Source organism: Streptococcus saliviloxodontae, assembly GCF_016908655.1.
GTDB classification, from domain to species: domain Bacteria; phylum Bacillota; class Bacilli; order Lactobacillales; family Streptococcaceae; genus Streptococcus; species Streptococcus saliviloxodontae.
Map to the genome: position 1 here is coordinate 18276 of NZ_JAFBEI010000015.1, position 15318 is coordinate 33593.

Genomic DNA, 15318 nt, shown 5'->3' on the forward strand with positions numbered 1-15318 from the left:
AAAAAGATAAGAAGCTAAAGACTGTCGTCTCAGCTTCTTTTTGTTTTACTCCAAGCATGATTGGGATAAAACATAGGTACAGGTATATGCTATAATAAAAGAAAGAAAATGTTTAGGAGGACTCTGATGAGATTACCATATCAAAAGACCAGTCTAGCTTGTTTAGGTGTGCTTGGTCTGGCATTTTTAACGGCGACATATAGCGATGTTACAGGTCAGTTTACTCAAGCTGGCCCTGCTTCGACCAAACAGTCCAAAACACCACAAACCGCTCGCGTTGTCGCAAATGGAGATATTCTATTACACGATATCCTCTACACCAGTGCGCTACAATCCGACGGCACTTATCATTTTGATGATTATTTTCAGTATGCAAAGGATTGGATCAGCTCAGCTGATTTGGCAATTGGGGATTATGAGGGGACGATTAGTTCGGACTACCCATTAGCAGGGTATCCTTTATTTAATGCACCGTCTGAAATAGCCACAACTCTTAAAGATACAGGCTATGACGTTATTGATTTGGCTCATAATCATATTCTAGATTCGGGGCTATCTGGAGCGATTAACACCGTTAACACTTTTGAAAATCTAGGTCTATCAACAATTGGGATTTACAAGGAGAACCGAGACAAAGAGGATATCCTCATCAAGGAAGTTAATGGTATCAAAATAGCTATTTTAGGCTATGCTTACGGTTATAATGGTATGGATGCCAACTTAACAAGTGAAGAATACAATGCTCACCTATCAGATTTAAACGAAGAGAAGATAAAGGCTGATTTGAAAAAAGCAGAGAAAGAAGCTGATGTAACCATTGTGATGCCTCAGATGGGTGTGGAATACCAACGAACACCGACAGATGAGCAGGTTACCCTCTACCATAAGATGATCGATTGGGGAGCGGATGTTGTTTTTGGAGGTCACCCACATGTTGCAGAACCTTCAGAAATCATTAAAAAAGATGGTCAACAGAAATTTATCATCTATTCAATGGGGAATTTTATCTCTAATCAACGTGAGGAAACGGTTGATGATATTTGGACAGAACGTGGTCTACTGATGGATGTCACCTTTGAAAAATCAGGAAAACAAACGACCATTAAAACAGTGAAAGCTCACCCAACCTTAGTTTGGTCTTGGGGAAAAGGAACTTATGATTCAACTTATGGTTATGAATACCGTGATTATCGTACCCTTATCTTGGAGGACTTTATCGAGGGTGGAAAATACCGCGATGTTCTTGACGACTCGATGAAAGCGCGTGTTGACACTGCCTACAAGGAAATGACTGAATTGGTGAATCTAAAATGGAAATAAGGGCACAAAAGGTCTATCCTTTTTCAAAAATATCCAAGCAAGTAAAACAGCTGTACAAACAAGCCTTCCCACCAGAAGAGCGTTTGCCCTATTCTTTGTTAATGCTCAATAGTTGGCGCAAGTTAGCTGATTGGTATGCTTTTTATGACGGGGAAGACTTTGTTGGTCTGGCTTATGTTATTGCGGACGAGCATATCTATTTCATATTATTCTTAGCCGTTAGTAGCCATTCACAATCCAAGGGATACGGCTCTGCCATTCTTCAAAAATTAAAGGAAGAAGCAGGGCATCGCCCACAACTGCTAGCTATCGAACCGATCGATGAAGAGGCTGAAAACTATGACCAACGCTTGAAGCGCCTGTCCTTTTATGAAAGAAATGGCTTTGAGTTGACAGAGCATCTCTACTGTGAAGGAAGTGAAGTTTATCAGATAATGGTGTCGGATAAAAGTCTTGATGTAAGGAGTTTTGAAGAGCTCATGAAAAAGATAGTCTTTGGTCTATTGAAAATAGCAGTGACATAAAATATTTTTGAGAAATTTAATGATAAATCCTTGAAAAAGAAGAAACAGCGTGATAGAATAGCAATGTTGACTAAATGCACATCCTGTGCAACCGCACGACTACCGTTTCAAGCAGTTTCGTACTCACGGTACTAGGCGAGTCTTCACAAGAGGTCTTCCTCAAACAAAATTTTATAGGAGGTGCATAATGAGCACATACGCAATCATCAAAACTGGTGGAAAACAAGTTAAAGTTGAAGTAGGTCAAGCTATCTACGTTGAAAAACTTGACGTTGAAGCAGGAGCAGAAGTTACATTTAACGAAGTTGTTCTTGTTGGTGGAGAAACAACTAAAGTTGGTACTCCAGTTGTTGAAGGAGCTACTGTTGTTGGAACTGTTGAAAAACAAGGAAAACAAAAGAAAGTTGTAACATTCAAATACAAACCTAAAAAAGGTAGCCACCGTAAACAAGGTCACCGTCAACCTTATACAAAAGTTGTTGTCAACGCTATCAACGCTTAATTCTAAGCTAATATGATTCAAGTAACCTTTATTCGTCATGAAGGTAGTCTCGAAAGCGTTGAGCTGACGGGACATGCTGGAGCTGGTGAGTATGGATTTGATATCGTATGCGCAGCTGTTTCAACACTTGCCATTAACTTAGTTAATAGCCTAGAAGTGTTGGCCAACTGTACTGTTGATTTAGACATCGATGAGATTGATGGGGGTTATATGAAGATAGATATTTCTCAAGTAGCCCAAAAAACAGAGGAGAAGGCACAAGTTTTATTTGAGAGCTTTCTTCTAGGAATAACCAATTTAGCTGATAATTCTGCTGAATTTGTAAGTGCTAAGGTTATTACCAATTAAGAATAAGAGAGGACACAACATTATGTTAAAAATGAATCTTGCTAACTTGCAACTTTTCGCCCACAAAAAAGGTGGAGGTTCTACATCAAATGGTCGTGATTCACAAGCTAAACGTCTTGGTGCTAAAGCAGCTGACGGTCAAACAGTTTCAGGTGGATCAATCCTTTACCGTCAACGCGGTACACACATCTATCCAGGTGTAAACGTTGGACGTGGTGGCGATGACACACTTTTCGCTAAAGTTGAAGGTGTTGTTCGTTTCGAACGTAAAGGTCGCGATAAAAAACAAGTATCTGTTTACCCAATCGCTAAATAAGGTTTAAAAACCTCATAAAATAGGCTTTCCGTAATTTCGGAAAGCCTATTTTATTTTCAAAGAGACTGAAGTTCCTTTTTTACAAAATCGTCTTATGATGTCTTGCAAAAACAGTGAGAGGTGCTAAAATAATGATAACAAGCCAAGGAGGTTGCTTATGGTTGTGAATGTTTATGGACAAGAGATTGGGGAAAGTCTGTTAGGTTATACATCGGGTGCTATGCCTGATGTATCTGTTTTGGAAGGAAATTACTGTCGGCTTGAACATATTGATGCCAAGAAGCATCTAGATGATGTTGCAGATTTTTATTGGAAACAGGTTGATCCATCAGATTGGACCTACATGTATGGACAGCCATTCACCTCAAAAGAGGCTGTTCGTACTTGTCTAGAAGAATACCAAGTATCAGAAAATCCTTACTTTTTTGCGATTCGAGAGAAGTATTCTGGAAAGGTACTCGGTACTTTTTCTTTGATGCGAATTGATCCCCATAATCGAGTTGTTGAGATGGGGCGTGTTATTTATGCACCGGCACTGCAGAAGACCAGAGCAGCGACAGAAGCTCAATACCTTGTTATGAAGTATGTCTTTGAAGAACTTAGCTATCGCCGCTATGAGTGGAAGTGTGATCGTTTTAATAAGCCATCTGCTCAGGCAGCACAGCGTTTAGGCTTTAGATATGAAGGCACTTTTCGTCAACATACAGTCTATAAGGGGAGAACACGAGATACGGATTGGTTCTCTATCATTGATAGTGAGTGGCCTAGTTTGAAATTAGCTTTTGAAAACTGGCTATCGCCTGAAAATTTTGATAAAGATGGTCAACAGAAGCAGTCTCTGAAAGCATTTAGAGTGCAATAAAAAGAAGACAAATCAGTGCTATTTCTGATTTGTCTTTTTTGGAGAGAGATTATTGTAGCATTAAGTTTAGAAGAGTCAGCTTTGGATGAGAGAAACATAAGAAGGTATTAAAAGCTTTTTGCAAGAGCGTCTTTCCTTAAAATTTGGTATAATAGATAGAAGTATTGTAATAAGAAAGTGTGTGATATGAATATTCAACAATTACGTTATGTTGTTGCTATCGCTAATAGCGGAACTTTTCGTGAAGCAGCCAATAAATTATACGTAAGTCAGCCAAGTTTATCTGTTGCTGTGCGTGATCTAGAAGCAGAGTTAGGCTTCCAAATTTTTACACGAACAACGACAGGCGCAGTTTTAACAAGTCGGGGAATGACTTTTTATGAAAAATCGTTAGAAGTTGTTAAAAGCTTTGATTCTTTTGAGAAACAGTTTTCGCAATCAGATACGGATAATCAACAATTTTCTATTGCGAGTCAACACTATGATTTTTTACCTCCTTTGATGACTGCTTTTTCTAAAGAATACCCTGAATATAGGGATTTTCGAATTTATGAGTCTACGACAATTCAAATTTTAGACGAGGTTGCTCAAGGACATAGCGAGTTGGGGATTATCTACCTCAACAATCAAAACCTCAAAGGGATTCAACAACGCATGGATAAGCTTGGTTTGGAATCTGTAGATTTGATCCCGTTTAAAACACATATTTATTTAGCTAAGGACCATCCTTTGGCAGGTAGAAGTAGTTTAGTCATGGATGATTTGATTGGATTGCCTACGGTACGTTTCACTCAAGAGCAGGACCAGTACCTTTACTACTCTGAGAATTTTGTAGATACGACAGAGTCTTCTCTTCTTTTTAATGTGACGGATCGAGCAACGCTGAATGGTATTTTAGAGCGTACGGATGCTTATGCGACAGGATCAGGATTCTTGGATAGTCGTAGCGTTAATGGCATTACGGTTATTCCTTTAGAGGATAATCTCTCTAATAAGATGGTTTATGTGAAACGACGAGATACCAACCTATCAACCTGTGCCTTAAAATTCATCACTGTGATGACTGACTATTTTGATAAATACAGACCTTAAGGAGGAAAGAGATGCGTAAAGTAATTGTTCCAGTTGCCATCGTCGGTATGATTATACTCGATCAGCTTTCTAAAGCATGGATTGTGTCTCATCTTCAGCTTGATGAAGTCGTTTCTTTTTTACCAGGTGTTTTTAGTTTAACCCACTTGCGAAATTATGGCGCAGCGTTTTCAATGCTACAAAATCAGCAGTGGTTATTTACAGTGATAACCTTTCTTGTTATCGGAAGTGCGCTTTATTATTTGTGGAAGCATTTTAATGGATCGTATTGGCTTTTGTCGGGATTGAGCCTGATTATAGCAGGTGGTTTGGGGAATTTTATAGATCGCTTGCGCCTAGGTTATGTCGTGGATATGGTACATTTAGATTTTATGAATTTTGCTATTTTTAATATGGCAGATTCTTATTTAACAATTGGGGTGGTTGTTTTGATGATCGCCTTTTGGAAAGAAGAGGAAAATGGAAGTAATCGTTAAAGAAGCAGGGAGTCGATTAGATAAAGCATTGGCAGATTTATCAGTGCTCTCACGTGCTCAAGCTAACGACCAAATCAAGGCAGGATTTGTTTTGGTTAATGGTCAAGCTAAAAAAGCTAAATACGCTGTGAAAGAAGGAGACGTCATCTCCTATCAGATTCCTGAAGAGGAAGTGCTTGATTATCAAGCAGAAGATATTCCGATTGATATCATCTATGAAGATGATGATGTCGCAGTAGTCAATAAACCTCAAGGAATGGTTGTGCATCCTTCGGCAGGTCATTCGTCTGGAACGCTTGTCAACGCTTTGATGTATCATGTGAAGGACTTATCTTCAATTAATGGTGTTGTTCGACCAGGAATTGTTCACCGCATTGATAAGGACACATCAGGCTTGTTGATGATTGCTAAAAACGATCGCGCTCACAATGCCTTAGCTGCAGAATTGAAGGAACAAAAGTCACTACGTAAGTATCTCGCAATTGTTCATGGGAATCTGCCAAATGATAGAGGTGTTATTGAAGCTCCAATTGGGCGTTCTGAAAAGGATCGTAAAAAGCAAGCAGTTACGGCAAAAGGTAAACCTGCTGTCACACGCTTTCAAGTCATGGAGAGATTTGGTGATTATACGCTAGTTGAATTGACTTTGGAGACTGGACGTACTCATCAAATCCGTGTTCATATGGCTTATATCGGACATCCTGTGGCAGGTGACCCTCTTTATGGTCCGCGTAAAACATTGAAAGGAAATGGGCAATTTTTGCATGCTCAAACCTTAGGTTTTACTCATCCCACTACTGGGGACTTGGTTACTTTTTCAGCTGAAGCTCCAGAAATTTTCCAAAAAACATTGAAAGCATTACGTCCTAATCATTAAGAAAAAGGAGAAACTCGTATGACGACATCGTTACAAGATCGCCATAAGATTCGCTTTGCTATCAAAGTGATGAGTTGGATTGTTTTTTTAATCATTCTAGTGATTATGTTCTATCTTTATAGTCAAGGTTATATCACCGATAAGCAGAAGCTACAGGCGATTATTAAATCAGCAGGCGTATGGGGACCTTTACTGTTTGTCTTATTCCAAATTTTTCAGGTGATTGTTCCAATATTACCAGGTGGTGTTTCATCTGCAATTGGTGTGGTGATTTTTGGTACAGGATGGGGCTTTCTTTGGAATTACATTGGTATCTGCCTAGGCTCCTTTTTAGCCTTTCATATTGCTAAAACATTTGGTCGTCCGATACTGCATTTTTTCTTTAAACCAGAGACGATTGCTAAATATGAAACTCGAACGACAGATCACAGCCGTTTTTCACGATTTTTTGCCCTAGCAATCTTTATTCCTATCGCACCAGATGATCTCCTATGCCTTTTAGCAGGGACAACCTCGATGTCCTATAGAAGATTTATGATAATCATTTTACTAGGTAAACCGCTTTCTATTTATCTTTATAGTATGGGGTTGGTGTCAATCTTGGGTCGTTTGCTACCTTTGGGAATTTTTTAATCGCAAAATACGCAGAACCTTGTATGAGGTTCTGTTTTTCATTGATTGCATTTGGTAATGTACCTTTGTCAATGATGTGAGACCAAAAAGTAACTTTGAAGATAACCATTTGTTAAGCTTTATTAGGAGCTAGCTCCTAATAAAGCTTTTCTGATATCGATAGGAGATTGCCAGCCTAAAGTTTGCATAGGTAGTCTATTGGAATGATCCAGGTATTTCTTCATCTGCTTGATGAGGTCTTCATAGGAGTAGAAAGATAAGTTTTGGTAGAAACGTCTATTGTCATTTCGATGACTGCGTTCTACCTTTCCATTATGTCTAGGCGTTCGTGGTCTAATCAATTTGTGTTCAATATCTAATTCCTGACAAAGTAGGTCAAGTGGGTGTACTTGTTTAGTCTCCTTGAAATGGGTAAACTCAAAACCATTATCTGTTTGAATAATTTTGGGTTTGTATCCAAAGTGTTTAATGGCCATGTGAACAAACTGAACAGTTGAATGAGAAGATTGTTCCTTGAATGGATAGATAAATCGTTCTCGACTGGCCTCGTCAATGATGGTATACTGATAGAATTTATCAGGTAGCTGACCAGTGTAGCAGTGAGTTGGTACGTATTTGATATCTATTGTAACGCTACAGTTTTTCATTGATTGCATTTGGTAATAGCTTGCAAATGATACAGGATTTTGGTATTATAAATATAAATAATATTCCTTTAATACTGTCCCGTGAGGCAGGCAAGGAGACCATGGAAAAAAGTGCGGGTGGACTGTACTTATATTTGTGTATCTCCTTGTTTTCAAGGAGATTTTTTGTTTGCTTGTAGCAACTGTTTATTGTAGAAAGGAACTTTCCCATGAAACGAAAAGAAATCGTTGATGATGTCACTATGAAACGTGCCATTACACGTATTACTTATGAAATTATTGAGCGTAATAAGAACCTCGATAACATCGTTCTTGCAGGTATTAAGACTAGAGGTGTTTTCATTGCCCGTCGCATTCAAGAACGCCTGAAGCAATTAGAGGATTTAGATATTCCTGTTGGTGAGTTGGATATTCGTTCATTTCGAGATGACGTCAAGGTGTCTGAAAATACAACGGTTATGCCTGTTGATATCACAGGGCGTGATATTATCTTGATCGATGATGTCCTCTATACAGGACGTACAATTCGTGCGGCTATTGACAATGTCTTTAGCCTTGGCCGACCTGCTAGACTGAGCCTTGCTGTTCTTGTAGACCGAGGACATCGTGAATTACCAATCCGTGCTGACTATGTTGGTAAAAATATTCCAACAAGTAGCAGTGAAGAAATCATTGTCCAAGTCACTGAAGTTGATGGACAAGATAGTGTTTCCCTTATTGATCCAGATTAAATTAGATTAGGAGTTATTCATTAATCATGAACGACGTAAAATATGATGTCCACGATATGCCGAAACCAGGAATGTTACTAGGTTTATCCTTCCAACACTTGTTTGCCATGTTTGGTTCAACTGTACTTGTCCCAATTTTGGTTGGGATTGACCCAGCGGTCGCCCTCCTCTCAAGTGGTTTAGGAACCTTGGCACACTTGTCAGTAACCAAGTATAAAATTCCGGCCTATATGGGTTCAAGTTTCGCCTACATTGCTGCCATGCAGATGTTGATGAAAACAGACGGTATTGCGGCAGTTGGACAAGGTGCGATTACAGGTGGTTTGGTTTATCTGATTGTTGCTTTGATTGTAAAAGCAATCGGAAATGAGTGGATTGATAAGGTATTGCCACCAATTGTAGTAGGACCAATTATCATGGTTATCGGGCTGAGTTTGGCAGCAACAGCAGTCAATGATGTGATGTATAATAACAATGTCTACAGCCTTCCATTCCTTTTAATTGGTTTGGTAACCTTGTTTGCGGTTATCCTATTTAATATCTACGGTAAGGGAATTATTGGGATTATTCCGATTTTGCTGGGTCTTTTAACAGGCTATCTATTTGCACTTGTGTTGGGTGTTTTCACTGGAGAAACTTATGTTGATTTTACCAAAGTAGCTAGTTCTGCTTGGTTGACCATGCCATCTGTAGATATTCCTTTTATTTCATACGGATTTAAATGGTATCCAAGTGCAATCTTAACAATGGCCCCAATTGCTTTTGTAACAATGACTGAGCACTTTGGGCATGTCATGGTATTAAATAGTTTGACAGGACGTGACTATTTCAAAGATCCTGGGCTCGAAAAAACATTGACTGGGGATGGTGTTGCACAAATTATTGCAGGTTTCTTGGGAGCACCTCCTGTAACGTCTTATGGGGAAAATATCGGTGTTATGGCATTGAATAAGATCTATTCTGTTTATGTCATTGCTGGTGCAGCAGCAATCGCTGTTCTACTAAGCTTTGTTGGTAAGGTATCAGCCCTAATCCAATCAATTCCAACACCAGTTATCGGAGGAATTTCGATTGCACTCTTTGGTGTTATTGCAGCAAGTGGGTTGAAGATTTTGATTGAATCTAAAACAGATATGGATAACAAAAAGAATCTATTGATTGCAAGTGTTATTTTGGTATCTGGTATCGGTGGCTTGATGCTTCAAATCAACGGCTTGCAAATCTCAGGAGTTGCCTTCTCAACTCTTTTAGGAATTATTTTGTATCAAATCCTTCCAAATAAGGATTAAGTGTTATTTCTCAGATGAAGTAAGGAAATAAGTATGACCATTACAAACGGACAGGTGTCACTTAATCATTTAGTGACTATGGAAACATTATCAAACGAAGAGGTTCTAGGCCTGATTGAGCGAGGAATTGCTTTTAAAAATGGGTCAGCAAAATTTGATTTGGATAGACAGTATTTTGCTGCAAATCTTTTCTTTGAATCGTCAACCAGAACTCATAAATCATTTGAAGTTGCAGAGAAAAAGCTGGGTTTGGATGTCATTGAGTTTGATGCTAAAGCTAGCTCAGTCAACAAAGGTGAGACGCTTTATGATACGATTTTGACCATGTCTGCTCTAGGTATTGATATCTGTGTTGTGAGGCATTCGGAAGTTGATTACTACAAAGAATTGGTTGATAGTAGGACTATTCAGACGGCTATCGTCAATGGTGGAGATGGTTCTGGACAGCATCCGAGTCAGTGCTTACTTGATTTAATGACAATCTACCAAGAGTTTGGTTATTTTGAAAATCTAAACATTTGTATCGCTGGAGATATTAGCCATTCAAGAGTTGCTAAATCAAATATGCAAATCTTAAAAAGGCTAGGAGCAAAGCTTTACTTTGCTGGTCCTAGTGAATGGTACTCTGAAGAGTTTGATGTCTATGGTGAGCACGTTGCCATTGATGACATCATCGAAGAGCTTGATGTTTTGATGTTACTACGTGTTCAACACGAACGTCATGATAGTGCAGCAGGATTTTCAAAAGAGACTTATCACGAGCGATTTGGTCTGACGCAAAAACGCTATGATGCTCTCAAGGAGTCAGCTATTATCATGCATCCTGCACCTGTCAATCGTGATGTTGAGATAGCGGATCGATTGGTGGAAGCACCAAAATCTCGCATTGTGGCACAGATGCAAAATGGTGTTTATGTTCGTATGGCTATCTTAGAGGCTATTTTAAAGGGTAAGGCATAAAGTAAACGAATAACGTTAAAGGAACCCAGAGAGGTTTCTACGAGGAGAAAATAATGACAAAACGACTTTTGATTTTAGAGGATGGAACGATTTTTGAAGGCAAGGCATTCGGTGCAGACATTGATGTTACTGGAGAGATTGTCTTTAATACAGGGATGACTGGGTATCAGGAATCAATCACTGATCAGTCCTACAATGGGCAGATTTTAACATTTACTTATCCACTTGTTGGAAATTATGGTGTTAACCGTGATGATTACGAGTCAATTACGCCAACTTGTAAAGGAGTTGTGGTTTCTGAAAATGCGCGTCGAGCTAGCAACTGGCGTCATCAGATGACCTTAGATGAATTTTTGAAAGCTAAACGTATTCCAGGAATTTCAGGGATTGATACGCGTGCATTGACTAAAATTATTCGTCAGCATGGTACCATGAAGGCTACACTTGCTAATGCTGGTGATACGATTGAGCATCTTCAAGACCAATTGCGTGCAACAGTCCTTCCGACAAATAATATTGAGCAAGTATCTACTAAGACAGCTTACCCAGCTCCAGGTGTAGGTAAAAACATTGTTTTAGTTGATTTTGGTCTTAAACACTCTATTCTACGTGAATTTTCAAAGCGTGATTGTAATGTGACCGTTGTGCCACATGATATTACAGCTGAGGAAGTTCTTCATCTCAATCCAGATGGTGTCATGTTGTCAAATGGTCCTGGGGACCCAACTGATGTACCCCATGCTTTGGAAATGATTCGAGGGGTGCAAGGTAAAATTCCAATTTTCGGTATTTGTATGGGACATCAGCTGTTTAGCTTGGCTAACGGTGCGACAACTTACAAGATGAAGTTTGGACACCGCGGATTCAACCATGCCGTTCGTGAAATTGCGACAGGACGTGTTGACTTTACCAGTCAGAACCATGGATTTGCTGTTGATCGTGACACTCTTCCAGATTGCTTGATGGTGACGCATGAGGAAATTAATGATAAATCTGTAGAGGGTGTTCGTCACCGTGACTTCCCAGCTTTCTCAGTACAATTCCACCCAGATGCAGCACCAGGTCCACACGATGCAAGTTATCTCTTTGATGAGTTTCTTGAGTTGATTGACGCTTTTCAAGCTGGTGAGTAGTCACTTGGTTTAACTTGCTATCATTGACCATTTGTCTGATAGTAATTGCTTTATTTAATATCGACCAGAGAGTCGACAAATAGACAAGGTCTGAGCATGCCTGGCTTTAACTGAAGCTAGTAGTCAGGTAAGGCTAAGTTCTAATGACCTTAGATAGCACATACACTAGCTATTTAGCATGAAAGGCTATTTTTCATGCTAAATAGCGTCGGAGAATCTTATTTAATGCTATGCAGTGACATAGCAAATAGAAAGGAGAAAGGGAGTTCGTTATTCAGTCTAACTGAATACGGGCTACGGACTTTGACAAAAAGAGAGTTTTTCCTAGAACCTTGAGTTCTTCGTCAAAACTCCTATTTTGTCTATGTCCGCTTAACGCCCTTTATATCTTATAAAATGCCTAAACGTTCTGATATTAAAAAAATTATGGTGATTGGGTCTGGTCCGATTATTATCGGTCAGGCAGCTGAGTTTGACTATGCTGGGACACAAGCTTGTCTTGCTTTGAAAGAAGAGGGCTACAGTGTTGTTCTTGTTAACTCTAACCCAGCGACTATTATGACGGATAAAGAGATTGCTGATAAGGTTTATATTGAACCTATCACCTTAGAATTTGTGACACGTATCCTACGTAAAGAGCGCCCAGATGCTCTGCTCCCAACTCTTGGTGGTCAAACAGGTCTTAACATGGCCATGGAATTGTCAAAAGCTGGTATCCTTGATGAACTTGGTGTTGAGCTTTTGGGGACAAAATTGTCAGCGATTGACCAAGCTGAGGACCGTGACCTCTTCAAGCAGTTGATGGAAGATTTACAACAACCCATTCCTGAGTCAGAGATTGTTAACACTGTTGAAGAAGCGGTAGCATTTGCTAATCAAATCGGCTACCCTGTTATCGTCCGTCCAGCCTTCACCCTTGGTGGTACTGGTGGTGGTATGTGTGCCAATGAAGAAGAATTGCGTGAAATTGCTGAAAATGGTTTGAAATTGTCACCAGTTACTCAATGTTTGATTGAGCGTTCAATCGCTGGTTTCAAAGAAATTGAGTACGAAGTGATGCGCGATGCCGCCGACAACGCCCTTGTTGTTTGTAACATGGAAAACTTTGACCCAGTTGGTATCCACACAGGTGACTCGATTGTATTTGCCCCAACGCAAACCCTTTCTGACATCGAAAATCAAATGTTGCGTGATGCCAGCTTGAAAATTATTCGTGCCCTTAAAATCGAAGGTGGTTGTAACGTTCAGTTAGCCCTTGATCCACACAGCTTCAAATATTATGTCATTGAGGTTAACCCTCGTGTATCACGTTCATCTGCCCTTGCTTCAAAAGCGACTGGTTATCCGATTGCTAAATTGGCAGCTAAGATTGCAGTTGGCTTGACCTTGGATGAGATGATCAACCCTGTTACAGGTACGACTTACGCCATGTTTGAACCTGCCCTTGACTATGTGGTTGCTAAAATTCCTCGCTTCCCATTTGATAAATTTGAAAATGGTGAACGTCGTCTAGGAACTCAGATGAAGGCAACTGGTGAGGTTATGGCAATTGGTCGTAATATTGAAGAATCACTTCTTAAAGCCTGCCGTTCGCTAGAAATCGGTGTTTACCACAACGATATGCCTGAGCTTACAGAAGCCAGCGATGACCAGCTTTTTGAGAAGATTGTCAAAGCTCAAGATGACCGTCTCTTCTACGTGTCAGAAGCTATCCGTCGTGGCTTTAGCATCGAGGAAATTGCAGAGCTGACTAAGATTGATATCTTCTTCTTGGATAAATTACTCCATATTTTTGAAATTGAAGAAGAGCTCAAAGCCAATGTCGGAGATCTAGATACTCTTAAAGAGGCAAAACGCAATGGCTTTGCAGACCGTAAGATTGCAGACCTATGGAATACAGAAACGGCTAGCGTTCGTACTCTTCGTACGGAAAATAACATTTTGCCAGTTTACAAAATGGTTGATACCTGTGCGGCCGAATTTGAGTCATCAACTCCTTACTTCTATTCAACATACGAGTGGGAAAATGAATCCATTAAGTCAGATAAAGAATCTGTCATTGTTCTTGGCTCAGGTCCTATCCGTATCGGTCAAGGGGTTGAATTTGACTATGCAACTGTTCACTCTGTTAAGGCTATCCAAGCTGCTGGTTACGAAGCCATTATCATGAACTCAAATCCAGAGACGGTTTCGACAGACTTCTCAGTATCTGATAAGCTCTACTTCGAGCCGCTAACATTTGAAGACGTGATGAACGTTATCGAGTTGGAGCAACCAAAAGGTGTGGTTGTCCAATTTGGTGGACAGACAGCAATCAACTTAGCAGAGAGCTTGTCAAATGCAGGTGTAACTATCTTGGGAACTCAAGTTGAGGACTTGGATCGTGCAGAAGACCGTGACCTCTTTGAAAAAGCATTGAAAGACTTGGATATCCCACAACCACCGGGTCAAACAGCTACTAATGAAGAAGAAGCTGTCGCAGCAGCACGCAAGATTGGTTTCCCAGTACTTGTTCGTCCATCTTACGTTCTTGGTGGTCGTGCCATGGAAATCGTTGAAAATGAAGAAGATCTTCGTTCTTACATGCGTACAGCCGTTAAGGCAAGTCCAGAGCACCCAGTCTTGGTTGATTCTTATATCGTTGGACGTGAATGCGAAGTGGACGCTATCTCTGATGGGACTAATGTTCTTATTCCAGGTATTATGGAGCACATCGAGCGTGCGGGTGTCCACTCAGGGGACTCAATGGCGGTTTACCCACCACAAACCCTTTCTCAGCAAGTTAAGGATACCATTGCAGATTACACTAAACGTCTAGCGATTGGTCTTAACTGTATCGGTATGATGAACATCCAGTTTGTTATCAAAGATGAAACAGTTTATGTTATTGAAGTTAACCCTCGTGCTAGTCGTACAGTGCCGTTCTTATCTAAGGTAACCAATATCCCAATGGCTCAAGTTGCTACAAAACTTATCCTTGGTCAAACACTGTCAGAAATTGGTTATGAAGATGGGCTCTATCCTGAAAGTCAGGAAGTTCATGTCAAGGCACCTGTCTTCTCATTCACGAAGTTGGCTAAGGTAGATAGTCTCCTCGGACCTGAAATGAAATCGACAGGTGAGGTTATGGGATCTGATTTGACCCTTGAAAAAGCCCTCTATAAAGCTTTTGAAGCGTCTTACCTCCACTTGCCAGCCTTTGGTAATGTTGTCTTCACTATTGCAGACGACACCAAAGATGAAGCGCTTGATTTGGCAAAACGCTTCGATGCTATTGGCTATGGTATCTATGCGACTGAAGGAACTCAAAAATTCTTTGCTGAAAATGGTCTAGATACTGTACTAGTTAACAAATTGGGAGAAAATGACGATAATGACATCCCAGCCCTTGTTCGTTCAGGTAAAGTTCAGGCTATTGTCAATACGGTTGGTACCAAACGTACTTTTGATGAAGATGGAGCCGCTATTCGTAGCTCTGCTATTGAAGCAGGTATTCCACTCTTTACTGCCCTTGACACAGCAGCAGCCATGCTCAAGGTTCTTGAGAGCCGTGGCTTTATGACAAAAGCGATTTAAATCAAAAAAATTCCGCTTACCATTGAGGTATC

The 15318-nt window shown here is 40.1% G+C and carries 15 protein-coding genes, 1 pseudogene and 1 other annotated feature; of the genes and pseudogenes, 15 read left to right on the forward strand and 1 reads right to left on the reverse strand.

The genetic code is table 11. The features are described 5' to 3' along the window. Nucleotides 1–123 precede the first annotated feature (123 nt). The 10 genes from JOC31_RS04435 to JOC31_RS04480 all read left to right on the forward strand — a co-directional run bounded on the left by JOC31_RS04435 (nt 124) and on the right by JOC31_RS04480 (nt 6950). The gene (locus JOC31_RS04435; protein WP_386705404.1) at nt 124–1320 is read left to right on the forward strand and encodes a CapA family protein; all 1197 of its coding nucleotides are present in this window, start codon (nt 124–126) and stop codon (nt 1318–1320) included. After that, entirely contained in the window at nt 1311–1844 is a 534-nt protein-coding gene (locus tag JOC31_RS04440; RefSeq protein WP_205016961.1) for a GNAT family N-acetyltransferase, read from the forward strand. The genes JOC31_RS04435 and JOC31_RS04440 overlap by 10 nt, the downstream gene beginning before the upstream one ends. A 79-nt stretch (nt 1845–1923) precedes the next feature. Beyond that, nucleotides 1924–1997: a sequence feature (ribosomal protein L21 leader region), on the forward strand. A 34-nt stretch (nt 1998–2031) separates the two neighbouring features. Then, nucleotides 2032–2346, forward strand: coding sequence for a 50S ribosomal protein L21 (gene rplU / locus JOC31_RS04445; RefSeq protein WP_205016962.1), 315 nt, complete (start codon nt 2032–2034; stop codon nt 2344–2346). 12 nt (nt 2347–2358) lie between these two features. After that, nucleotides 2359–2694 carry a ribosomal-processing cysteine protease Prp gene (locus JOC31_RS04450; RefSeq protein ID WP_205016963.1) on the forward strand — a complete coding sequence of 112 codons (336 nt, stop codon included), beginning with the start codon at nt 2359–2361 and terminating at the stop codon, nt 2692–2694. A gap of 22 nt (nt 2695–2716) precedes the next feature. Continuing rightward, nucleotides 2717–3010, forward strand: a complete 294-nt coding sequence (gene rpmA, locus JOC31_RS04455) for a 50S ribosomal protein L27 (protein WP_003065365.1) — start codon at nt 2717–2719, stop codon at nt 3008–3010. Nucleotides 3011–3167: 157 nt separating this feature from the next. Then, nucleotides 3168–3872, forward strand: a complete 705-nt coding sequence (locus JOC31_RS04460; RefSeq protein WP_205016964.1) for a GNAT family N-acetyltransferase — start codon at nt 3168–3170, stop codon at nt 3870–3872. Between the two features lie 186 nt (nt 3873–4058). Then, nucleotides 4059–4964, forward strand: a complete 906-nt coding sequence (locus JOC31_RS04465; protein ID WP_205016965.1) for a LysR family transcriptional regulator — start codon at nt 4059–4061, stop codon at nt 4962–4964. Between the two features lie 11 nt (nt 4965–4975). Beyond that, entirely contained in the window at nt 4976–5440 is a 465-nt protein-coding gene (lspA, locus tag JOC31_RS04470) for a signal peptidase II (RefSeq protein WP_205016966.1), read from the forward strand. Then, nucleotides 5424–6317, forward strand: coding sequence for an RluA family pseudouridine synthase (locus JOC31_RS04475; protein WP_205016967.1), 894 nt, complete (start codon nt 5424–5426; stop codon nt 6315–6317). Before lspA ends, JOC31_RS04475 begins: the two co-directional genes overlap by 17 nt. A gap of 18 nt (nt 6318–6335) precedes the next feature. Then, the gene (locus JOC31_RS04480) at nt 6336–6950 is read left to right on the forward strand and encodes a TVP38/TMEM64 family protein (RefSeq protein ID WP_205016968.1); all 615 of its coding nucleotides are present in this window, start codon (nt 6336–6338) and stop codon (nt 6948–6950) included. A 122-nt stretch (nt 6951–7072) separates the two neighbouring features. Here the strand turns inward: JOC31_RS04480 and JOC31_RS04485 are convergent. Further along, nucleotides 7073–7576, reverse strand: a pseudogene (locus JOC31_RS04485) (DDE-type integrase/transposase/recombinase); the annotation flags it as partial. A gap of 230 nt (nt 7577–7806) precedes the next feature. On the opposite strand from JOC31_RS04485, the gene pyrR reads away from it, so the two are divergent. The 5 genes from pyrR (at nt 7807) to carB (ending at nt 15286) form a co-directional block, all read left to right on the forward strand. Beyond that, complete coding sequence (gene pyrR, locus JOC31_RS04490) at nt 7807–8328, forward strand: bifunctional pyr operon transcriptional regulator/uracil phosphoribosyltransferase PyrR (protein WP_205016969.1); 522 nt, start codon at nt 7807–7809, stop codon at nt 8326–8328. A 26-nt stretch (nt 8329–8354) separates the two neighbouring features. Continuing rightward, nucleotides 8355–9617: a uracil-xanthine permease family protein gene (locus tag JOC31_RS04495; RefSeq protein WP_205016970.1), complete on the forward strand. Its 1263-nt coding sequence runs from the start codon at nt 8355–8357 to the stop codon at nt 9615–9617. A gap of 33 nt (nt 9618–9650) precedes the next feature. Continuing rightward, entirely contained in the window at nt 9651–10577 is a 927-nt protein-coding gene (locus JOC31_RS04500) for an aspartate carbamoyltransferase catalytic subunit (RefSeq protein ID WP_205016971.1), read from the forward strand. A 53-nt stretch (nt 10578–10630) separates the two neighbouring features. Continuing rightward, on the forward strand, nt 10631–11710 hold the full coding sequence (locus tag JOC31_RS04505; RefSeq protein WP_205016972.1) for a carbamoyl phosphate synthase small subunit: 1080 nt from the start codon (nt 10631–10633) through the stop codon (nt 11708–11710). 396 nt (nt 11711–12106) lie between these two features. Then, on the forward strand, nt 12107–15286 hold the full coding sequence (gene carB / locus JOC31_RS04510) for a carbamoyl-phosphate synthase large subunit (protein WP_205016973.1): 3180 nt from the start codon (nt 12107–12109) through the stop codon (nt 15284–15286). Nucleotides 15287–15318: the final 32 nt, after the last annotated feature.